Here is a 22,485-nt window from a genome sequence, read left to right as displayed (position 1 = left end):
CAAGTGGCTTTTTTTATTTTTGGTATCATGAACGTTCAACCTATTGGCATATTTGATTCAGGTGTTGGTGGCACCTCCATTTGGCAAGAGCTACACTTAAGGCTTCCAAATGAAAGCACCATTTATCTAGCCGATAGTAAACATGCTCCTTACGGTACCAAATCTAAAAATGAAATTATAGATTTAAGTATTAAAAACACCCAACTCCTTATTCAAAAAGGGTGTAAAATCATAGTAGTGGCCTGTAATACGGCCACAACAAATGCCATAAAAACACTTCGAAATAGTTTTGACATTCCATTTATAGGTATTGAGCCAGCTATTAAACCAGCAGCTCTCAATACGCAAACAAAGGCCATTGGTATTCTTGCAACTAAAGGTACACTTTCTAGCGAGTTATTCCATCAAACTACCGATTTGTATAGTAACGGCATACAGGTTATAGAACAAGAAGGCGAAGGTATTGTCCCTTTAATAGAATCTGGGCAATTAGACTCCGATGAGATGAAGGCGCTTTTAAATACGTACATGCAACCTATGATTGATGCCAACATTGACTATCTGGTTTTGGGTTGTACACATTATCCGTATTTAATACCTCAATTATTGGATATTCTACCTAAACATATTAAAATAATTGATTCTGGAGCCGCAGTTGCTAAGCAAACACAAATGATTCTTGAACAACACAAACTCCTGAATACGGGTTTACAGAAACCAGAATTAAAATTTTATTCAAATGCAAGCCCTGAAGTTATGGCGTCACTTTTAGAAGGTAAATATCAGGTTGAAAAACTTGATTTTTAATAGTCTTTAAACCAACTTGAATACTTTACATAATTATTGGCAATGCGGTTAATTTCACCCGAAACCAATTCAGGACTAATATCCTTTACTTTTTTTGCAGGAACACCTGCATAAATTGAACCGGCTTCAATATGTGTTTTCTGGGTTACAACAGCACCAGCTGCTACTATACTGTTACTCTCAACAACACAATCGTCCATAACTATACTTCCCATGCCAATTAGTACATTATCATGAATTGTACAGCCATGTACAATGGCATTGTGACCTATTGATACATTGTTCCCAATTGTAGTTGGTGATTTTTGGTATGTAGCGTGAATAACAGCACCATCCTGTACATTAACCTTATTTCCCATTTTTATAAAATGGACATCCCCTCTTATTACAGCATTAAACCATACACTACATTGTTTACCCATGGTAACCTCACCAACAATTGTGGCGTTTTCAGCTACATAACAGTCTTCTGGTATTTCAGGATGTTTTCCGTTTACTGGTTTTATTATTGGCATTTAAATTCCTTTGAAAAAAGGAATCTCATAACATCAAACTCGAATCCTTTTAGGTTATACATTACAACTCTTTTATTTTAGTGCTAATCTACTGATAAATAAGGCAAAAACTAAAGCATTATTTGTTTAAGGGTTTCGCTTTTTTGAGATTCAACATAAAATGTTTTTTTTAGATTCCTGCTTTCGCAGGAACACATTATTTAAAAAAAGATAAAAAATCAGATTTTTTGGAAGCCGACACCATAAGCTGTTTACCATTACTTAAAACTACACTTCCGCCTTTTCCTTTTAAATATTTTATAACTTCGTTGACATTGACCAGATAAGACTTATGTATTCGGGCAAAACTACCATCATTTAAAGCGTCTTCAAAATACTTAAGTGTTTTGCTCACCAATTTCTTTTTATTAGTATTTAGATAGATTTCTGTGTAGTTATCATCGGCTTTACAATATAGAATGTCTGCAGTATTAATAACTTCAAAGCCATCTTGTTGCGGAATAGTTATTTTACCAGAAACACTATTGGTTTTAGGTACCAATACCTGATCTTGCAGTGCATCTTCCTTACTTTTAATTTCTGTAACGTAATCTACAGCTTTTATAAGCTCGTCTATGGAAATAGGCTTCATAAGATAATAGGACGCGTGAGCGTTTAAGGCTTCCATAGCATAATGGTTATAAGCCGTTACAAAAACTGTTTCAAAATTAATATCACCTACTTTTTCTAATAGATCAAACGCATTGCCATAAGGCATTTCTACATCTAAAAACACCAAATCCAAATCGTTATTACGGATAAGAACCAATGCTTGCTCTATATTTTCTGCCTCCCCCAATACATTTACGTTAGGGCAATACTTTGATAGATAATTCTTTAAAATATCACGACTGGTTTGTTCGTCTTCTACTATAATGGCGTTTAGCTTCATAGTTTTTATTTTTTAGCAGAGTTAGTTGTTTTTTATTATATTACTCTTTTAATTCTTTTATTCTTAGTTCAGTAATTTCAGCAATAGAAATATGAGCATAGTTGTTTTGATCCATTGGAAATGTAAATTCATTCAAATATGTCATTTTATATTTCTTGATTGCATCTAAATATTTTTCTGAATCAACTTTTTCCTTGTTCAATAAATAAATCACCTCTTTCGGCCCATAACATCTCATATGAAGCATGTCATTTATTAATACTACGCCATTTAATGCTTCATCTCCCCAAATATTTTCAAAAAACCCATAATCCTTTTTTATATACGTCAAAGAATTTTGTTTAAACATCTTTGGAATAGAATCTGAATCTTTTATTAGTGAATATGATGTAACTGGTAAACCGTTTTTTACGATTAAAGGATTGCTATTTATATATCCTTTATTAAATAAACTAGATATATAATCATCTAGTTTTACAATCTCAATAGAATTATATTTACTAGTCTTGCATGATAGCAACATACCAAAGAACATAATTATCATAAATAAAACACTTTTAGTCATCAATCTTTTTTTAAAGTTACAACTACTTGGGTTCCTGTATCGCCTTCGGTTTGGTAATCGTCAATAAACACATCAACTTTATCTTTATACATATTGTTCAAAATAGAAACACGCTTTTTAATATTGCTCATCCCTTTTGAATTGTGTTTCTTTTGGTTATCTGTTTTAGAGGCTTTAGAGCGTGCTCTTCCAATGCCATCATCTGTAATGGTTATGGTAATTTCAGATGAACTCTTCTTAGCAACTGTTATTTCTAATTTGCCTTTTTCAGTTTTATACCGTAAACCATGCCAAACCGCGTTTTCAATATAAGGCTGCAACAACATTGGTGGAATTTGGTAAGCTGAAACGTTAACGTCTTCATGAACTGTTATTTGATAATCAAATTTATCTTGAAAACGAAAATGTTCCAACTTGGTATACAACTGTAATAATTCCAATTCTTTTTCAAGCGGGATAAAATCTTCTTCGCTGTTTTCTAAAACCGCTCGCATAAGAAATGAAAAATCTGATAAATATTTATTCGCCGTACGCTCATCGCTTGAAGCAATAAAACTATTAACCGAGTTAAGCGCATTAAAAATAAAATGCGGATTCATCTGGCTACGCAACGATTTAAGAGCCAATAAATTATTAGCCAATCGTTGTTGCTTGATGTATTTATACATAAAATAAGCCGTTACCAACAATAATATTAAACCACCAATAAGCGAATAAATAACCAACTGTTGCCGTTTATTGCGTTCGGTTGTAAGTTGGTATTTACTTTGTGATAATTGCCTATCGGTTTCTAAACTGGTTATTCTATTCTGCTGATTACTTATATCGCGGCTCAATTTAGCGGCTCGAACAATTTCTTGCTCCTTTTTAACGTATAATGCTTCAACCAACTCGGTATATTCCTTATAGGTATCTAAAGCTTTGTTATAATCGCCTGCACTACTGTAAACTTCAGACAGTTTACGTTTGGCGTCTTTCTCAACAACTAAATCATTCTTGGTGTTGGCCTCTTCTATACTTTTTTCCAGATAGGTAATAGCATTGTCATAATCCTTTTTTAAATAATAAGCGTTACCTATTTTATAGTTTTGTTTTTGGACCGTTAAAGCACTTTCTATTCCAATTACTGAATCAAGTTCTATATCCTTTATATCATTTATGGCTTCTTTTCGTAGTTCAATCTCATCTGTAAAATCACTTTTCTTATTTTTGAAATCGGCTACTTTTACTTTTTCTTCTAAAGCCCGTTTTTCATTTTCTTGAGACGCCAGATTTAGCGAACTTTCATAAAAACCTTCTGCTGCATCCTGTTTCCCTTGTGCATCATACGTTTGGGCTATTTTAGAATTTAGATCGGTAACCTTTGGTTTTATTAAATGTTCAGTTGCAATATCCAGCCCTATCTTATAATTGTCTAATGCTTCATCAAACTCTTTAATACTAAAATTTGTATCACCTAAACCTTCATATAGGATAACTTTTTGCCAATTAGAAAGTCCTTCTTTTGGGATACTTTGATAAACCGAAATACTCTCTTGATAATTCTTGTTTAAAGCATAGGCCTGACCTAATTTTAGTTGCACATCATTAGAGTTTATACTCTGCAAACTTATACGGTAATTTGTAACAGCTATATCATATTGATTCCAATGCAAGTAAATGTCTCCTAAAGTTTCATAAACTTCCGCATTCTCTTTTCCAGAACGGCTTTCAGTCAAAGCATCAGTAACAAATTGAATACTTTTTTCTAAATCGGTTTTTTTATAAAGCAACGCTGAGTCTATTAACGAGTTAAATGCTATATCAGGCTCGTCCTTTATTTTTGCTTTATTGGAATAACGGTATGGGCGAACCTCTACACGTATGCGCTCTCGATTTTTTATTGTATAATAAACCGTTTCAAAATCCTTGTGCTTTATAACAAGTTCATCTCCAAACTTTACTTTTATTCTAAACTCACCAGCACCATTTGTAGTTGTATATGCGCCACCATTAACTTCTATATTAGCATTTGAAACAGGCTTTTGCAATTCACTATCATAAATAAATCCTCTTACAGTAAACGCAGGATCACCTCCAAGTTTCTGCCCTAGAATTATTTGGCCACTAAAAACCAATATTAAAATAAGTACTCTTTTTACAAACGTTGTCATCTGCATATTTATAATTGTATAAACATACACACTTTAGACCTTATAATAAAATGCCTTACATAGATTTTCAGCTTAAAAACGTTTAAAATTAATGCGTTTACACAATCAAAAATCCTATTTACTCATTCAAACCATACACTTACTCATTATGGGTTTTTTAATAGGAAAGTTGTATGTTCTTTTACAACATACTATTTCCAACCTTATTCATTAATCTAATATTATTTATTTATGAAAATTATTTTAAAAGCACTTATCATTTGTGCATGCTTGGTTGGAATATTGACTAGTAAGGCAAATCCAAACGTTAAGACTGAAAAACATCAAAGTTTAAAACCAATTACTAAAACTGAAAAACAAACCATTAAGGTGGCTTTACTTTTAGACACCAGCAATAGTATGGATGGTTTGATTGATCAAGCTAAAGCACAGCTTTGGGAGATTGTCAACGAATTATCCTATGCTAAATGCGATGATGTCAGACCTAATTTACAAATCGCCCTATACGAATATGGCAATGATAATTTAAACAGCCTTGAAGGTTATATTAGACAAATTATTTCTTTTAGTTCAGATTTAGATGAGATTTCGAAAGCCTTGTTTTCATTAACTACCAATGGTGGCAACGAATTTTGCGGTCATGTAATTGACACTTCTGTCAAACAATTGAATTGGGGTACAGACCAAAAAGACTTGAAGTTAATTTTTATTGCCGGAAACGAACCCTTTACACAAGGCCAGGTAAGCTATAAAGACGCCATCACAAATGCTTTGGAAAAAGGCGTTAGTGTAAACACTATTTTCTGTGGTGATTACAACCAAGGTATATCCAGCTACTGGAAAGATGGAGCGGACTTATCTAAAGGCAATTATATGGCCATAAATCATAATCAAGCTACTGTACATATTGCATCGCCTTATGACGATAAAATATTAAACCTTAACAAGCAATTAAACCAAACTTATATTGCTTTTGGAAAATCTGGAAGACAAAAAATGGCTTTACAAGAAGAACAAGACAACAATGCCAGAGGTTATAGCGAAGCAAATGCGGTTAGTAGAACAGTAAGTAAAAGTTCGCATTTATATAATAATGCTACATGGGATTTATTAGATGCCGAAAAAGAAGGTGTTTTTAATTATGACACATTTAAACAAACCGATTTGCCAATTGAGCTTCAAGGGAAATCAAAAAAAGAAATTAAAGCGTATTTGGCTGAAAAACGTAAAGAGCGTGAAACCATACAAAATGAGATTCAAGAGCTTAACTTAAAGCGCAAAACGTTTATAGCTGAACAATCTCGTAACAAAGAAAACCTATTAGAAAATGCTATGATTGAAGCTGTAAAAAAACAGGCTTCGCTGAAAAATTATCAATGGGAATAATTGCTGAAAAAGAAAAAAGCGCCTTACAATTAAGGCGCTTTTTTATATGTAATTTTTTTGTTGATTTAATTAACCGCTGGACAATTACAGTGGTAACGTTCCTTTCTACAGCTAAAGTTATAACCTAATGTAATTTGATGGAAACCTCCATTTGTAAATGTTACAGAGTTAGCTTGGTAAGCATACGTATACGCAAACATAAAATTGTTAAAGTTAACACCTACTAGAGGCGATACATATTGCAATTTTTGTGTGGTTACGCTTCCTCCATCTACATATTCAGCTCCATCTAAACTTCTTCGGTAAGATAATCCAGCCCAAAGTTTTCCAAAATCCATTTCCTTATAAACTTTGGCATTGACATCAAAAAACGATTCTTGAGTACCGTCTCTATACTGAAACATTACAGATGGTTCGTAACTCCACTCGCTTCCTTGCTTACCAAAAACAATACCTGTTAAAAATAAGAAGCGTCTTAAATTACTTGTAATTTCAATATCATTGTTAATGCCATCATTTTTAAGTAAATTCTTTACGGCAGCATGTGCATAAAAATTATATAAGAAATAAGAAAAGCCAAAATCCATATTGAAATTCGTAGAACTTTGCTCAATACCAGCAATAATTCTATCTGGTAATTCGTTTAAAAATGCTGTTTCATCTAACTTATATTGAATAGCTCCTACACTTAATCCAAATGATAACATATTTAAATCCGTCTCACTTCGTGAAAACATTAAATGATGTGCATAAGTCACATAAGCACCATTTTGAGAGTGATAGCCATTTTTGTCAGCATAAAATATAGCTCCAATTCCAGAATTGGATTCTCCTATTCTACCATTACCACTAATGGTTAATAATTTTGGAGCATCCTCATCTCCAAACCACTGTTGTCTACCCGTCATTCTAATTTTAGAACAATTTGCAGCACCAGCCATAGATGGAAATAACAAATAATAATTATCTGTTAAATAATCTGTATAGATAGGAAGTCCTTCCTGTGAATTTGCTTGTTGAAAAAACAAGGCAACTAAAGCTATTAAAAAAAACCTTTTTATTTTCATAGTATGTATTTCAAGGTAGATAGGCACGCTAAAAATCATAATCCTTACTCCTATATAAACTCTGATTTTATAATAAAATTATAAATCTGCGACCAAATATATAAAATTTACTTTTTATCGCTTAATTTATATAGTTAAAGCTTGCAAAATATCAAATTAAAAAGGATTAAAAAAATCCTTTTTAAAATAGTTTAAATAGATTGTGTAAATAGTTGAACTCTCTTGTAATCTTTTAGTATTTTTGCACAAAGTATTTAAGCTATGAAAACCTATACCGTTTCTATTCAAGAAACTTCAAACAATACCATAATTAAATTTGAACTCAATGCATTTATTACCAACCATCAAAGCTTTGAATTCAATAATATAGACGAAGCAAAAAACTCACCTTTAGCGCAGCAGTTATTCTATTTACCATTTGTAAAAAAGGTATATATCTCTAGTAATTTTGTTGCAGTTGAACGCTTTAATATTGTAGAATGGAAAGATGTTCAAGAGGAAGTCGCACAACAAATTGAGGACTATCTAAACAATAACGGCATTGTAATAACAGAAACTGAAGCCGTTAAAAAAGTACCCGTAACGGTTTATGCCGAAAGTACTCCAAACCCATCGGTTTTAAAATTTGTAGCCAATAAAAAACTTGTAACCGCGACATATGAGTTTAATTCTATTGAGGAGGCTAAACTTTCACCACTTGCAACAGAGTTATTCCATTTTCCATTTGTAAAAAGCGTTTTTATTGAAGACAATTATTTATCTGTAAGTAAATATGATGTTGCCGAATGGGATACCGTAACGATGGAAGTTCGTGAACACATTAGAAACTTTATTGCTCAAGGAAAAGATATAGTTGACCCTCAAGCTCAACAAATCTTGAAAAAAACTACCGAAGAGCTTGACAAAACTTTTGAAAGTTATGATGATACCTCAAAAGAAATTATAAACATTTTAGAAGAATATGTAAAGCCTGCTGTGGCAAGTGATGGCGGAAATATTATGTTTCAATCTTATGATCCCAACGACAAATCTGTAAAAGTTGTACTTCAAGGTGCCTGTAGCGGTTGTCCTTCCTCAACATTTACATTAAAAAATGGTATTGAAAACATGTTAAAGGAAATGTTGAAGGGTAAAGTTGAAACTGTTGAAGCCATAAATGGCTAGCTAGTTTTTCTGTTTTATTTTTCATATCTTATTGCTATTGTTTAATCGCAAAAAATAAAATTATGGCAGTATTAAAAGTTATTGAAATTTTATCGAATTCAGATAAAAGTTGGGAGGATGCCACCAGAAAGGCAGTAAAAGAGGCATCAAAAACTATAAACAATATTAAATCGGTTTACGTAAAAGAACAAAGCGCTATTGTTAATGGTGACGACGTAACCGAGTTTAGAGTTAATCTTAAAATTACATTCGAAGTCAAATAATTAATTCCAAACGCTCTTTATGAGCGTTTTTTATTATGAAATATCTAGTAATCATCCTAATAACGCTAGTAGCTATTGAGCATTTTTATTTCATGTATTTAGAAATGTTTTTATGGACAAAACCCAAAGGCATTAAGGCTTTTGGATTGAAATCAAAAGATTTTGCAGAAGAAACTAAAGTGCTAGCCGCCAATCAAGGCTTATATAATGGTTTCTTGGCCGTTGGCTTGATATTTTCTATTCTTATTAAAAGTAGGATGGTTTGCATATTCTTTTTGAGTTGTATTGTTATTGCGGGTATCTATGGTGCTTTTTCAACACAAAAAATTAAACTTTTCTATCTTCAATCTGTACCTGCAATAATTACATTACTCCTGATAACATTTTACAATTTCATTTTTTAAAATAGAAATCAATTTAGTTTCTATTCTCTTTATTACCTTTGCTAATCAATTAATTAACCAAAAACATAAATATGGAAAATATTGATTTAGGAAAATGGACTGAAATAGCCATCGATTTCGTTACTACCTACGGCTTAAAGGTTATAGGTGCAATAGTCATTTGGATTGTTGGTTCTTGGTTTATAAAAAAGATCATTGGAGCTACTAAAAAAATAATGGCCAAAGCTAATTATGATGAAAGTCTTCAAAAATTCTTACTAAACTTATGTACTTGGGCCCTAAAAATTTTATTAATTATTACCCTTCTTGGAACTTTAGGTGTCCCTACTACTTCATTTGCAGCTGTTATTGCTGCAGCAGGTTTAGCAGTTGGTTTAGCTTTACAAGGATCATTAGGTAATTTTGCTGGTGGTGTTTTATTAATGATTTTCAAGCCTATTAAAATTGGTGATTTAATTGAAGCACAAGGTGAAATTGGTGTTGTAAAAGAAATTGAAATTTTCACAACTAAGCTTACTGGTTTATCTAATAAAGAAATCATTATTCCAAATGGCGCTTTATCTAATGGCAACATTGTAAATTATACAACAGAAGGCACAAGGCGAGTTGATTTAGTTTTTGGAGTAGGCTATGATTCAGATATAAAGAAAACCAAAGAAGTGTTGATGAATGTTCTTACATCTCATCCAAAAGTACTTCAAGATCCAGCACCAGCTGTAACTGTTATGGAGTTAGCAGATAGTTCAATTAATTTTGCGACTAGGCCTTGGTGTAAAACCGAAGATTATTGGGAAGTTTATTTTGATGTTACAGAACAAACAAAAGAAGCCCTTGATGCTGCAGGTATAGAAATACCTTATCCACATCAAGTAGAGATTCACAAAGAATAATTACGATTTTGGCTTTGGCTTTAAAGCCACAAAATCTTTTAAATAATACGGTTCAAAATAAGCGACATCTTCGATGTCGTTTTTTTTGTACTTATTATATGCTATTGCACTTATTTCATTAGCAGACGGTAGTTTACCATCAATAAAAAAAGCATTATCATGCTTGATGATGTTTTTAGCTTTTTCTACACCATTTCCAATAAAGTATACCGGAGAATCCTTTAAATAATTTAAATAAATAGTTTCAGTTAAAATTTCGGCATCGGTATTACGAATGGGATTATAATCTGCTTGATAAACTGCCGAATACACTTCCATGCGTCTAGCATCCAATAATGGAATAATGACACCTTCTTTTACAACTACCTGATGTGCTAAAGATTCTAAAGTCGGTACGGCTATCAATGGTATTCCTAGTGCAAAGCACAGGCCTTTTGCCGCAGAAACCCCTATACGTAATCCTGTGTATGAACCTGGACCTTTACTAACCGCAACAGCCACCAAATCTGATTTTGAAATATTATTTTCTTGAAGTATTTGTTCAATAAAAACATGCAACCGTTCAGCATGAGAATAATTGTTATTATAATCTTCTAACAATGCAAAAGTCTCTCCTTCTTTTGAAAGAGAGACCGAACAATTTGTTGTTGCTGTTTCTATACTTAATAGTATTGACACGTACTTATTGGGTTATAGGTTTTCCTAAATAGAAATCTAATACTTTTGTTTTAAATACAAAATCATATTTCGCATTTATTAAACGTGATTGAGCATTTATAAGTTGAATTCTAGATTGTTCTAAATTAAAAGAATTCATATCGCCAAGTGAATAGCGCTCTTGTGAGTTTTCAAAGGCCAATTTTTGAGCCGCTACTGATTTTTTAGCAGCTTCGTAGGCCTTTAAAGCCGCTTGCGCATCAGTAAAAGCTCTTTGTATATTACTCTCTAAATCTAGTTTAGCTTGTTCTAAATTCAGCTTTGCATTGTCCTCACGAATTTGCGCTTGCGCAACAGCAGTTTTATTTTGGAATTGAGAAAAAATTGGAACCCTTAAACTCAAGCCAAAACTTTGTGATTTATTATCGTTTAACTGATCAACAAATGAGGCCTCATCATCTCTTAAGTTGGTATAGAATACGTTAGTGCCAAATCCATAGTTAAATGACACAATAGGAAGGAAACCACTTTTTGAAATTTTTGTACTTAATTCTGCGCTTTCAATATCCTTTTCTGCAACCTTAATTTCGTAACGGTTATCAAAAGCATAATCTAAAATCTGATTAATATCACTATACATTAATGCTGCAGATGGGCTATCAATTTCTATAATTTGAACTTCAAATCCCTCATAAGGTAATTGTAATAATTGAGATAAAGATAAAATGGCCAAATTATAGTTATTTTCAGCTACTGTTAAATTTTGCTCATCACTACTTAATGTAGCTTCAACATCATAAACATTTACTCTGGGTTGCGAGCCCGCATCCACTAACTCTTTAGTTTGTTCAAGTTGCTTTTTAGTGAATTCTAATTGAGCACGTGCAACTTCTAAATTCTCCTTGTTAAATAATACGTTTAGATATGAATTTACAACGTTTAAGGAAATATTATCTCTTATCCTATTTAATTCTAACTGATTACGTTCAAGAGTTAATTGTGATTGCTTGTATAAATTTGTAAGTCTAAAACCATTAAAAATAGTTTGATTTACATTAATTCCCAAGTTTGTACTATTAGCTGTTCGGTCAACAAATTGCCCTGGAAATATTTCCTGGTTACCTAACGTTAAACCTTGTCTTCCACTAAAATCCAAAGAGGGCAACCTACTTCCATTTCTGGCAATTACATCCTGTTCATTAATCAATAATGTATTCTCGCCTTGTTGCACAGAAATATTGTTTTCAATAGCATAATTCACGCACTCTTCTAATGTCCAAACTTTTTGTTCTTGAGCAAAAGAGTTTAGGTATGAGAATACTATTACTGTAAAAACTATTACAATTCTTATGTTATTCATCTTCATTGTCTTTTGATGCTTTGTTCCATACTTTTATTTTATCGCCTTCACTTACACCATCTTTAATTTCAATGTTTATACCGTCTGAAATTCCAGTTTCCACATATTTCTCTTCGTAAGTGCCATCTTCTTTTAATATCTCTACAAAAGGCTTTTCAGTAATTCTGTTAAATTGTAATAACGACTCTTTTACAACCAAAATACTATCTTTACTTTCTAAATCAATTTCTGCATTGGCACTATATCCTGCTCTTATTTTAGTTGACTGTTCTACTTCAACATCAGCCTTGATAGTAAACTGTACAGCTCCATTTTCTTCAATTCCTTTTGGTGCTACAAAGGTTAATTTTGCAGGGAATTCTTGTTGGTTTATTGCTCCTAAAACTACAATAATTTCTTTTCCTTCTTCCAGTTTTCCAACTTCGGCTTCATCGACTTTTCCTTCAAAAATCATTTTGCTCATATCTGCCACAGTAGCAATGGTTGTTCCGGCATTAAAGTTATTACTCTCAATTACTTGATCTCCTTCACGAATTGGAATTTCTAAAACTGTTCCAGGTATTTGGGCAACAATGTTTGTATTTGCAGAGCTTCCTCCTGATAAAGATCCTTGTTTAATGATTTGAAAATCGTTTTGTGCTTGTCTTAATGTTTCTTTTGCTTGATTAAAAGACAACTCACTGTTTTCAAAATCTTGTTTTGAAATAACACCTTTTTCAAATAATGCTTTATTTCTATCATAAAGTATTTTTGTATTATCATAAGACAATTGCGCGGTGTTTATACGACTACGCGCGCTAACTAAAGTCTGCTCATTTGGCACGACACGAATTTTAGCAATAAGGTCGCCTTTCTTAACAATGTCTCCCTCTTCGACTAAAATTTTATCGACAATCCCAGAAATTTGAGGTTTTAATTCAATTTCTTCTTCAGGATTTAACTTTCCTGTCGCTACCACTTTGGTATTAATAGAGGTATAAAAAGGCTCTTCTACTTTAAACTCTTCAATTTCTTTAGAATTTGAGTCTTTAAAATATTTTATTACCCAGACAAATAGCACCAATAGTACTATACCAATGATTATTTTTACTGTTTTGTTCATTTTAAATTTATGATTGATTATTCTATTCTTCTCTTAAGGCTTCTATTGGTTTAATACTCGTCGCTTTAAACGCAGGTATCAAACCTATTAATGTTCCTAGTATTACTAATATGATGATGGCTACAAAAACCACTGCAATTGATACTGATGCGTTTACAATTGTAGCATCTGGACCTTGCCCAAAAGCTGAATCCAACGCAATTAAAATCCAACCACCACTTATTATTCCAAAAAAACCTGCTATTAGCGTTAAGGTAACAGCTTCTACTACAATTTGCCTTTTAATTTCAAATGGCGTGGCTCCTAAAGCGCGTCTTACACCAATTTCTTTGGTTCGCTCTTTAACCGTAATAAGAAGGATATTTCCAATGGCAAAAACACCTGCAATAAGTGTTGCAATTCCCACAAACCACGTTAGAAACTGCATACCTGTTAAAAACCCTGTCATTTTAGCAAATTCACTACCTAAATTAAAGCTACCAAAGGCTCGTTTATCTTGTGGATGAATTTTATTTAAGTTTTTCAGCATTAATTTAGAGTCTTCTTCAATTTGCCTAATATCATATTCAGGTTTTCCAGTAATCATCATCCATCCAATCTGGTCACCTTGATTGTAGATTTGCTGAAACGTTGTAAAAGGAATATGAATCTCGGTTCTTGGTCCCATATTAATATTGGAATCCTCAAACAAACCAACAACCATAAAATTCATGCCATTAATTTGGATTAACTCTCCTATGGCCTCTTCGTCTTTTTCAAAAACCTGCTTGTAAATACTTTCAGAAATTACAGCTACTTTTTTTCTGTTGTCAATATCATTTTGGTTAATAAAGCGTCCATGCATTAAGTTTACTTTCTGTACCTTGTCTAACAAGGGATAATCGCCATTAATTCCAAAAGTACCGGACAATTCTCCCCTAACAACCAAGCCTTGATTTTGATTTCTTGGAATAACAAATTCAATACCTTCTATATTTTCTTCTACTTTTTTCGCATCAGTTAAAGACAACCTAACACGTTTACCTTCTTGAAAGCCTTTAAAAGGTTTACTAGTACTTTGCCCCCAAATAAAAACACTATTAGTTGCAAAACTTCCAAAAAGTCTATTAAATGAATTTTCCAATCCACGTGCAGAACCCAATAATGCTATTAACAACAAAATTCCCCACCAAACACCTACCATAGTTAATATGGAACGCAATTTGTTTTTGTTAAGACTATCAAATACTTCTTGCCAAGTATCTCTTTCAAATAAAAACTTAAACATACTAATCGTCTCTTAAGGCTACTATTGGTTTAATACGTGATGCTTTTTTCGCTGGCAAATATCCCGCAATTCCTCCTGCTACAATTAAGGTTATGGTAGCACTAACAATAAGCGTGGTACTAACTCCTGGGTCTTTAATAAAATAGGTCTCTAACATAGGTTCAGCTAATCTTAATACCCCAACTCCCATTAACAATCCTACATATCCTGCAATAGCTGTAATTAAAATTGACTCTAATAAGATAATGGATACAATTGAACGTGGTGATGCACCCAATGCTTTACGAATACCAAGCTCTTTTGTTCTATCTTTTACAATAAATATCATGATATTACTAATACCCACAATTCCGGCTATTAGGGTTCCAAACCCTATTACTAAAATTATAATTCCTAAAGCAAATGTCATTTGTCCAACAGCTTTAGTCCCCTCTGCCATATTTCTTACCCTAATGGCTCTTTGGTCATCATCAGCAACATCAAAACGTTCCTTCATTTTATCGGTAATCAATCTTCCAAACGAAATGGCTTCATCAAAATCCATATCCGGATTATAGGTTAGGTTAATTTGATCAACATAATCATTATTACCATAAATGCGTTGAGCCGTTGATACAGGCATGTAAATTAAACGCTCTTCATTATCGCCTCCATCATCTGTAAAAACACCTACAACCTTAAACTGAATACCATTCATATTAAGATACTTGCCAAGAGCTGTTGTTTTAAGGAATAAATCCTCTTCAACCAAACGACCAATAACCACCACTTTGGTTTCATTATCAATATCTAGCTGATTGATATATCTACCTTCTTTCATTAAGGTTTTTTCAAGATATTGATGATCAGGATGTACTGCGCGAACCGAATAGTTGTCCTTTTCGTTTCGGAAAGAAGCAGTTACATTCCTGTAAATTCGTGACGTAATATATTGTACGTCGTCACCAAAATCTTCTTTTAAATAATCGTAATCTTCATTTTTAAATTGAATACGTCTACCTGCCTGCAGGCCTTTGTTTGCTTTTGTAGTTCTACCAGATTGTATAAAAATTGAATTATTAGCATCGTCAACAAATGCTTCAGCAAAAGTGTTTTCCAGGCCTTTTGCCAAACCAAATAATATGGCAAACAATAATATGGCAAATGCAACGGTAAAACCAGAGAGTAAGCTTCTGGTTCTGTTTTTATTAATACTTTGAAGTATTTCCCGCCAAAGATCTCTATCAAACATACTGTTCTGCTCTTACTTGATCTACTTTAACATCCTCCATTATCACACCATCCTTAAGGCGTACAATACGCTTACACATATTGGCTATATCTTCTTCGTGGGTTACAATTAAAAGTGTTTTTCCCTCATCATTTAATTGTTGCAGGAAAGCCATAATTTCGTACGAAGTTTTGGTATCTAATGCACCTGTGGGTTCATCAGCCAAAAGCAATTTAGGGTTTGCAGCCAATGCACGTGCAATAGCTACACGTTGTTTTTGCCCACCAGACAACTCACTTGGATGGTGGTCTGCCCAATCACGTAACCCAACTTTTTCTAAATGAAATAAAGACTTTTCTTGGCGCTCTTTTCGCTTTAATCCCTGATAATACAAGGGCAAAGTAACATTTTCTTGGGCTGTTTTATAATTGATTAGATTGAACGACTGAAAAATAAAGCCTAAAAACTTATTTCTATATATAGCTGCTTTCTTTTCGGTAAGATTCTTGATGGTGACACCATCTAAAATATATTCGCCTTCATCAGCCTCATCAAGCATGCCTATAATATTCAGTAAAGTAGATTTACCCGATCCTGAAGAACCCATAATGGCAACCATTTCGCCTTCATCTACAGAAAGGTCTATTCCTTTTAAAACATGTAAACTTCTATCTCCAATTGGGTAAGATTTGTGCAGTTTTTTTATGGTTAGCATAATTTACTTTTGGTTTATTTCCCTTTATGTTATTAGTTAGACTACCTAAAGGAAAAAATGTTACAACAAAAGTAAATATTAATTAAGGCTTGTCTTTTTTAGTCTTGTTAAACTTTTTATAAATTAAGAAGCCTAAACCGCCTATAAGTATGTAAGGCACAGCCATTAAGTAAATAATCCCATCGTTTATTCCTTTGGCTACACCCTGACCTTCTTCGCTTTCTAAAACAGCTCGGCACATAGCACATTGTGCTTCAGAAGGGGTACTGAAAAGAAATACAATGAGTGCTATGAAGATAATTTTTTTCAATATTTTAATAATAAGGTGAAATCATGATATAAACTACAACCCCTGAAATAGCCACAAATAACCATAATGGAAATGTGTATCGTGCTATTTTTTTATGTCTTTCAAAATCGTTTGTAATTGCCCGAACATAGGTTATTAATACAAAAGGTATGATTATAATTGACATTAAAATATGAGAAACCAACACTGTAAAATAAAAATAACGCATAAATCCTTCTCCTCCATATTTAGTTGAATCGCTAGTCATGTGATAGGCTACATACATAAGCAAAAACACCACAGACAAAATAATGGCAAACTTCATTAATCTTTCATGCATCTTACGCTTTCCGTTAATGATTGAAATAAATGCAAGTACCAAAACCAAAGCAGTAATTGCATTAATTGTAGCATAAATTGGAGGTAAAAACACAGGTAATTCAACATCTAATCTTACCCCAAATAAAGCGGCCACTACTATTGGAATAACTATAGATAAAACTACAATCCATTTATTATATTTTTTGCTTTCTGCGCTTACGTTATTCATTACTATTACTCTTTTAGTAGTTTAGCGATGTCTTCTTTTAACATACTTATTTCTTCTTTCATACCATCGTCATCAACTTGTTCTTCTTCACTTATAATGCCTGCATAAAAAATCTTAGGGTTTCCAAACTCATCCTTCCTTGATCGAATAAACCCGTGCTTATCTATGAGTGCAAAATTGCCTGAATGCTCAAAACCTGCTTCTACACTATCATCTTTTCCAACATAAATATTAAAACCTACATTAGCTAATTCGTAGATTTTTTCTTCCTCCCCTGTCATTAAATGCCAATTTGAATTTGTTATACCATATCTTTCGGCATAGGCTTTCAAGACTTCAGGTGTATCAATTTCAGGTGTAATGGTAAATGATGCTACACCAAAATTTTCTAGACCTTTAAATTCATCTTGAATTTCAATTAAGTTTTTATTCATTCGTGGACAAATTGTTGGACAGGTTGTAAAAAAGAATTCAACAACATACACTTTCCCTAAATAGTCTTTATCTGTAATAATTTTACCTTCTTGGTTTGTAAAGCTAAATTCAGGCACTTTTTTTGGGGCACCATTTATATTTAAAAATACAAGGTCTGACTTGGTAGAATTAACATCTCCATTTGCAACATTCTGACTTCTACTATCACTACGAACCGTATCTCCATTTGATATGCGATCTACAATTCTAGGAATAAAAATTATTCCGAACACCAATATTATAAAGGCGATACCAACAAATGAATAGTTTTGTTTTTTACTCATTACTTTCGTTTAAATCGTTAGCTCTTCTAGATGTTGAGTCAAAATTTCCTTTTCGCTTTTGCCTGTACTCAGTAAACAAAACACGTAAATCTTCTGAACCCATTTTATTCTTTATTACTGCAACCTCAATGCAGTCATAGGAATTTAAACCATAGACCGGTTTATCTTTAGCTTTTTCATTATCTGTTCTATCATCTATTCTTCCTCTCTGGTTTAAATCTGTATCTATTATAAACACATTATCTGTTGATAAATTGGAATCTAATTCGAAATCTGCTTTTAATCCCTTAAAAGTTTTTAGAATCTCATCTTCATTTGCATACACAAAATGCCAAAACCTTAAATCTTCATATGTTGCAATCTCTTTGTACAATTCTTCTGCATCTTTTTGAGCGTCTGAAGTTGCAACAGCTACTATTTGAAATTTTTTAAAGCCTTTAAACTTATCGTAAACCAACTCTTTTAAGTTTGATGCTGAAATAACTTTATCTAACGGTTTTTTTCCTAAAAAAGCTAAAACGGTAATATGCCCTTCGAGCTGTACATTAGCGTTATTTTTAGGCAACTCTACAACGTTTTCCTTTACAATATCCAAGGTGTTATAATTGTCCTTTGATAATGATAAAATTAAAACAAACATAACTGGAAGTAAGAACAATACACCAAGTATGACGTTTCTTTTTATGAGCTTTTTATTCATAATGCAAAAATAAAAAAAGGCGGTTTAAAAACCGCCTTAATCTCTTTATAATATTGTGTTAATTAAAAGTCTCTTTTAACAAATCCTGTAGAATAAACACCTTCAATATAACCGCCTTCTTGCAACAATATAAATACTAAATAGCAAATTAAGAACACAGCAGTCCAAACTACCATACGTCTTAATGCTTTGGTTTCATCACGCATGTGCATGAAGTCCCAAGTAATATAATAAGCTTTAACAATTGTAAGTATAATGAATATCCAGTTCAACAATTTCATACTAAGAACTTGGGTCATTAAAGCTTCAGGCTTGTATATACCCAATGCAACTTCTACTGCTGTTACTATCGACAATAATATTAATACACCCCAAATTTTTTGAGTATTGGATTTAAACTTTACTAATCCTCTTAATATTTCTAATTTATGTTCGTGTCCCATTTTTTTATTCTATTATCTGAAATTAAACAAGGTAGAAGAACGTGAATACAAATACCCAAACTAAATCTACAAAGTGCCAATAAAGCCCTACTTTTTCAACCATTTCATAGCTCTTACGTTTTTCATACGTCCCTAATATTACATTAAAGAAAATAATAATATTAATGACAACTCCAGAAAATACGTGGAATCCGTGAAATCCTGTTATAAAGAAAAAGAAATCGGCAAATAATGGCGAACCATATTCATTTACATAAAGGTTAGCGCCTTCAACAACTGCTTTACCATTTTCTTTAATTTGTTTAAGAGACTCTGCACGAGAAAGCACTGTTTTTTCACCTTCCTCATTGATTACTTGTGTTCTAACTAAAACATTTTCATGCGACTCTAAACCTTTAATTACCTCATCAACCGTGTAAGTTGGCAGCGTACCTTCTTGTACGAACCAAAGACCGTTTTTACGTTCGTGTTCAGATCTGTATTTCTCTTCAGCTACTACAAAATCAGCTAAAGCAACACGTTTCCCTTCAGTATCAACAAACTGCAAAATGTTACCACCTTTTGTTTGTATAGCACCATAATCTCCTTTAATAAACGTAGCCCATTCCCATGCTTGAGAACCAACGAAAATTAAACCACCAATAATAGTTAAGAACATGTACCAAGTTACTTTGGTCTTGTTCATTTTATGACCGGCATCAACAGCCAAAACCATAGTTACCGACGACATAATAAGAACGAAAGTCATGAACGCCACATAAATCATTGGCAATTCTTGACCATGTAAAAAAGGTACGTGGGTAAAAACTTCGTCTGCTATTGGCCAGGACTCAATAAATTTAAATCTTGAAAACCCGTAGGCTGCTAAAAAACCTGAAAACGTCAAGGCATCTGATACGATAAAAAACCACATCATCATTTTACCGTAACTTGCTTTTAGCGGTTCGTTTCCGCCTCCCCAAGTTTTACCTTCTGTTCCAGTATTTACAACTGTAGTACTCATATTTAAGGTTTAGTTTATAAAAGTTGCACAAAAATAATCAATTTATTTATCTAAAGAAATATAAAAACAAAAAGAGATACACCCAAAGCAAATCTATAAAGTGCCAAAAGGTTGCTGCTAGTTCAAAACCAAGCATTTTCGATGTATTATACTTTTGTTTAAAATGATTATAAATTACCACCAACAAGCAGATTAGCCCAACAACCACGTGCAAAATATGCATTATAGCTATTAAATATATATAAGACATGGTTACATTACTTGTTGGCCCTGTAAAATTGTAACCTAAATCAATTATTTCTTGAAAGCCTCTAAATTGATTGTAAATAAAAATTAACCCTAAAACAAAGGTTATAATTAACCACAATGAAGTTGTTTTGGCATTATTATTTTTTAAACTTCTCTTTGCCAATAAAAATGTTATACTGCTTATTATAATAACTACTGTACTTACAATAAAAGCCTGTGGTAATTCAAAATCTGACAGCCAATCTGGTCTACTACTACTTACAACAAAAGCACTGGTCCAGCCGGCAAAAGACATGATAAGTGAAATAATACCAAACCATAGCATCATTTTTTTTGCTCTGTTATTTTTCTCTTCTTGGGTTCCTTGGGTTAAATCCATGGTTATCTAATAAATTTATCTAAAACGTAAACTATTTGAAGCAATGTAATGTATGAAACACTGGCCAACATTAATTGCTTTGCAGCTTGAACGGTCATTTTCTTATATAGCTGAATGGCGTAATACAACATTCCTATTCCTAATAACCCAACAACAATAGCTGAAATAGGTGTTAAATATAAACGTCCTGTAATACCAAAAGCTGGAATTAATGATACTAACAAAGTCCAAACGGTATACATTATAGTTTGAACAGCTGTTGCTTTATCTTGTTTTCCTGTTGGCAACATAAAAAAACCTCCTTTTTTATAATCTTCATATAAAAACCATCCGATAGCCCAAAAATGCGGAAATTGCCAAAAAAATTGAATAGCAAACAAGGTTCCTGGTTCGATACCAAAATCGTCTGTAGCGGCAACCCAACCTAACATAAATGGAATGGCTCCTGGAATAGCACCCACAAAAACCGACAAAGGCGTTTTGGTTTTTAATGGTGTATACACACAGGTGTATAGAAATATTGAAATAGCCCCAAACATAGCTGTTTGCGGATTAATGACATACAGAATGATTATTCCTAGAAGCGTAAAAATTGATGCAATAATAAAAGCCGTGGTTACAGACATGCGTCCTGCTGGAACAGGTCTGTTTTTGGTTCGATCCATTAAGGCATCTAAATCTTTCTCAATTATTTGGTTGAACGCATTAGACGCTCCTACCATAAAGTAACCACCAAAAGCCAAAAGCACTAACGTTTTTACATCAATAGTTTCAGCACCTAAAAGATAACCAGCTAGTGAGGAAAACACCACGCTTAATGCTAAACGCATCTTCGTGATTTCTTTAAAATCTGTTATCCATGAAACAGAAGTTATAGTCTGGTTTTTAGTAGTCAATTGCTCTTTTATTTATCGCGGTTTATTGCGACCGCAAAGATACTTGTAAAAATAGTATTGAGCAATTAAATACTTTTAAAAAACCTTAAATCTAATGGTATTTAGTAGTTTATTGTTTAGTTAAAACAACATCTGTTGGTATAGAAAAGCCTTCTGAGATGTTCGGTAAATTATTAATCATTTTTTGTTCTTTATTTGATATCCTCCAATGTGCTTCAGTAGCTATAATACCTCCTCCAGGCACTTCAAGCGGGTTAATGAGCTCAATACTAGAATTAGAAAATTTTTCATTAATAATATCAATAAAATCAAAAATTAACTCTGTGTCTGAATAATACCCACTAGTGTAGAAAGGAACGGTAGCCCCATCCCACATATTTGTACTTGTTATATTACAATCTAAAGTATTAATAATTTCCACTCCATTTTCCACGTATTTATATTTACCTACTAAATAATCTCTAAAATGGTTACTATGTGGTCTATTAACTAACTCAACTTTTTCCACAATAATAGTAAGTACATTATTGCCTTCGACCCATTCCCAAATACCTAAAAATGGGGCATATTTATTTTCTACATCTTTTACATAGCAACCATCAGTTAATTCAATATCGTCATCATTTTCATAATTTGTCATCGATATTACTGGAGTTTGAGATGCACAACTAAATGAAGTAATTAATAATAAAACAATAAAACTTCTCATAAAGTAAAATTATAGCATCTATATAAAATATCTAATATAGAATTAGTAAAGTA

The 22,485-nt window shown here is 32.6% G+C and carries 26 protein-coding genes; 6 read left to right on the top strand and 20 right to left on the bottom strand.

Features of this window, described 5'->3' with window-relative positions; genetic code table 11:
• Positions 1–27 precede the first annotated feature (27 nt).
• Positions 28–807, top strand: a complete 780-nt coding sequence (gene murI / locus K7G76_RS13490; RefSeq protein ID WP_223034743.1) for a glutamate racemase — start codon at positions 28–30, stop codon at positions 805–807.
• On the opposite strand, the gene K7G76_RS13485 is transcribed toward murI, so the two are convergent.
• From K7G76_RS13485 to K7G76_RS13470, 4 genes are all read right to left on the bottom strand, one after another.
• The gene (locus K7G76_RS13485; protein ID WP_223034742.1) at positions 804–1,322 is read right to left on the bottom strand and encodes a gamma carbonic anhydrase family protein; all 519 of its coding nucleotides are present in this window, start codon (positions 1,320–1,322) and stop codon (positions 804–806) included. The genes murI and K7G76_RS13485 overlap by 4 nt on opposite strands.
• Before the next feature lie 196 nt (positions 1,323–1,518).
• The gene (locus K7G76_RS13480) at positions 1,519–2,253 is read right to left on the bottom strand and encodes a LytR/AlgR family response regulator transcription factor (RefSeq protein ID WP_223034741.1); all 735 of its coding nucleotides are present in this window, start codon (positions 2,251–2,253) and stop codon (positions 1,519–1,521) included.
• A gap of 40 nt (positions 2,254–2,293) precedes the next feature.
• On the bottom strand, positions 2,294–2,818 hold the full coding sequence (locus K7G76_RS13475; RefSeq protein ID WP_223034740.1) for a hypothetical protein: 525 nt from the start codon (positions 2,816–2,818) through the stop codon (positions 2,294–2,296).
• The gene (locus tag K7G76_RS13470) at positions 2,818–4,971 is read right to left on the bottom strand and encodes a histidine kinase (protein WP_255573029.1); all 2,154 of its coding nucleotides are present in this window, start codon (positions 4,969–4,971) and stop codon (positions 2,818–2,820) included. The genes K7G76_RS13475 and K7G76_RS13470 overlap by 1 nt, the downstream gene beginning before the upstream one ends.
• A gap of 231 nt (positions 4,972–5,202) precedes the next feature.
• On the opposite strand from K7G76_RS13470, the gene K7G76_RS13465 reads away from it, so the two are divergent.
• Entirely contained in the window at positions 5,203–6,357 is a 1,155-nt protein-coding gene (locus K7G76_RS13465) for a vWA domain-containing protein (protein ID WP_223034738.1), read from the top strand.
• Between the two features lie 65 nt (positions 6,358–6,422).
• Here the strand turns inward: K7G76_RS13465 and K7G76_RS13460 are convergent, their stop codons facing one another.
• Positions 6,423–7,424 (bottom strand): PorP/SprF family type IX secretion system membrane protein, encoded by a 1,002-nt coding sequence (locus K7G76_RS13460; protein ID WP_223034737.1) that lies wholly within the window; start codon positions 7,422–7,424, stop codon positions 6,423–6,425.
• A gap of 261 nt (positions 7,425–7,685) precedes the next feature.
• Between K7G76_RS13460 and K7G76_RS13455 the strand changes: the two genes are divergently transcribed.
• From K7G76_RS13455 to K7G76_RS13440, 4 genes are all read left to right on the top strand, one after another.
• The gene (locus K7G76_RS13455) at positions 7,686–8,588 is read left to right on the top strand and encodes a NifU family protein (protein ID WP_223034736.1); all 903 of its coding nucleotides are present in this window, start codon (positions 7,686–7,688) and stop codon (positions 8,586–8,588) included.
• A 62-nt stretch (positions 8,589–8,650) separates the two neighbouring features.
• Positions 8,651–8,851 (top strand): dodecin family protein, encoded by a 201-nt coding sequence (locus K7G76_RS13450; protein WP_223034735.1) that lies wholly within the window; start codon positions 8,651–8,653, stop codon positions 8,849–8,851.
• Positions 8,852–8,886: 35 nt separating this feature from the next.
• The gene (locus K7G76_RS13445; RefSeq protein WP_223034734.1) at positions 8,887–9,255 is read left to right on the top strand and encodes a DUF1304 domain-containing protein; all 369 of its coding nucleotides are present in this window, start codon (positions 8,887–8,889) and stop codon (positions 9,253–9,255) included.
• A gap of 71 nt (positions 9,256–9,326) precedes the next feature.
• Positions 9,327–10,145 carry a mechanosensitive ion channel family protein gene (locus K7G76_RS13440; RefSeq protein WP_223034733.1) on the top strand — a complete coding sequence of 273 codons (819 nt, stop codon included), beginning with the start codon at positions 9,327–9,329 and terminating at the stop codon, positions 10,143–10,145.
• Here the strand turns inward: K7G76_RS13440 and tsaB are convergent, their stop codons facing one another.
• The 15 genes from tsaB to K7G76_RS13365 form a co-directional block, all read right to left on the bottom strand.
• The gene (tsaB, locus tag K7G76_RS13435) at positions 10,146–10,823 is read right to left on the bottom strand and encodes a tRNA (adenosine(37)-N6)-threonylcarbamoyltransferase complex dimerization subunit type 1 TsaB (protein ID WP_223034732.1); all 678 of its coding nucleotides are present in this window, start codon (positions 10,821–10,823) and stop codon (positions 10,146–10,148) included. It abuts the gene before it with no gap.
• Between the two features lie 4 nt (positions 10,824–10,827).
• Positions 10,828–12,162, bottom strand: coding sequence for a TolC family protein (locus K7G76_RS13430; protein ID WP_223034731.1), 1,335 nt, complete (start codon positions 12,160–12,162; stop codon positions 10,828–10,830).
• Positions 12,155–13,264 (bottom strand): efflux RND transporter periplasmic adaptor subunit, encoded by a 1,110-nt coding sequence (locus K7G76_RS13425; protein ID WP_223034730.1) that lies wholly within the window; start codon positions 13,262–13,264, stop codon positions 12,155–12,157. The genes K7G76_RS13430 and K7G76_RS13425 overlap by 8 nt, the downstream gene beginning before the upstream one ends.
• Positions 13,265–13,286: 22 nt before the next feature.
• Positions 13,287–14,531 carry an ABC transporter permease gene (locus tag K7G76_RS13420; RefSeq protein ID WP_223034729.1) on the bottom strand — a complete coding sequence of 415 codons (1,245 nt, stop codon included), beginning with the start codon at positions 14,529–14,531 and terminating at the stop codon, positions 13,287–13,289.
• Position 14,532: 1 nt separating this feature from the next.
• Positions 14,533–15,762: an ABC transporter permease gene (locus K7G76_RS13415; RefSeq protein ID WP_223034728.1), complete on the bottom strand. Its 1,230-nt coding sequence runs from the start codon at positions 15,760–15,762 to the stop codon at positions 14,533–14,535.
• Positions 15,755–16,456: an ABC transporter ATP-binding protein gene (locus K7G76_RS13410; RefSeq protein ID WP_223034727.1), complete on the bottom strand. Its 702-nt coding sequence runs from the start codon at positions 16,454–16,456 to the stop codon at positions 15,755–15,757. Before K7G76_RS13410 ends, K7G76_RS13415 begins: the two co-directional genes overlap by 8 nt.
• Positions 16,457–16,538: 82 nt before the next feature.
• Positions 16,539–16,766 (bottom strand): hypothetical protein, encoded by a 228-nt coding sequence (locus tag K7G76_RS13405; RefSeq protein WP_255573028.1) that lies wholly within the window; start codon positions 16,764–16,766, stop codon positions 16,539–16,541.
• Between the two features lie 4 nt (positions 16,767–16,770).
• On the bottom strand, positions 16,771–17,295 hold the full coding sequence (locus K7G76_RS13400) for a DUF420 domain-containing protein (RefSeq protein ID WP_223034726.1): 525 nt from the start codon (positions 17,293–17,295) through the stop codon (positions 16,771–16,773).
• A gap of 5 nt (positions 17,296–17,300) precedes the next feature.
• Positions 17,301–18,053, bottom strand: coding sequence for an SCO family protein (locus K7G76_RS13395; protein WP_223034725.1), 753 nt, complete (start codon positions 18,051–18,053; stop codon positions 17,301–17,303).
• Complete coding sequence (locus K7G76_RS13390) at positions 18,046–18,753, bottom strand: hypothetical protein (RefSeq protein ID WP_223034724.1); 708 nt, start codon at positions 18,751–18,753, stop codon at positions 18,046–18,048. Before K7G76_RS13390 ends, K7G76_RS13395 begins: the two co-directional genes overlap by 8 nt.
• A gap of 62 nt (positions 18,754–18,815) precedes the next feature.
• Positions 18,816–19,196, bottom strand: a complete 381-nt coding sequence (locus K7G76_RS13385) for a cytochrome C oxidase subunit IV family protein (protein WP_223034723.1) — start codon at positions 19,194–19,196, stop codon at positions 18,816–18,818.
• A 22-nt stretch (positions 19,197–19,218) separates the two neighbouring features.
• The gene (locus K7G76_RS13380; RefSeq protein WP_223034722.1) at positions 19,219–20,199 is read right to left on the bottom strand and encodes a cytochrome c oxidase subunit 3; all 981 of its coding nucleotides are present in this window, start codon (positions 20,197–20,199) and stop codon (positions 19,219–19,221) included.
• Between the two features lie 46 nt (positions 20,200–20,245).
• On the bottom strand, positions 20,246–20,827 hold the full coding sequence (locus K7G76_RS13375) for a cytochrome c oxidase subunit 3 (RefSeq protein WP_223034721.1): 582 nt from the start codon (positions 20,825–20,827) through the stop codon (positions 20,246–20,248).
• A 2-nt stretch (positions 20,828–20,829) separates the two neighbouring features.
• Entirely contained in the window at positions 20,830–21,723 is an 894-nt protein-coding gene (gene cyoE, locus K7G76_RS13370; protein ID WP_255573027.1) for a heme o synthase, read from the bottom strand.
• A gap of 109 nt (positions 21,724–21,832) precedes the next feature.
• Positions 21,833–22,432 carry a DUF6705 family protein gene (locus tag K7G76_RS13365; RefSeq protein WP_223034720.1) on the bottom strand — a complete coding sequence of 200 codons (600 nt, stop codon included), beginning with the start codon at positions 22,430–22,432 and terminating at the stop codon, positions 21,833–21,835.
• Positions 22,433–22,485 lie beyond the last annotated feature (53 nt).

The organism is Hanstruepera marina (genome assembly GCF_019880635.1).
In the GTDB taxonomy this organism is placed as follows: Bacteria; Bacteroidota; Bacteroidia; order Flavobacteriales; family Flavobacteriaceae; genus Hanstruepera; species Hanstruepera marina.
This window is presented reverse-complemented; position numbering and strand designations above follow the sequence as displayed.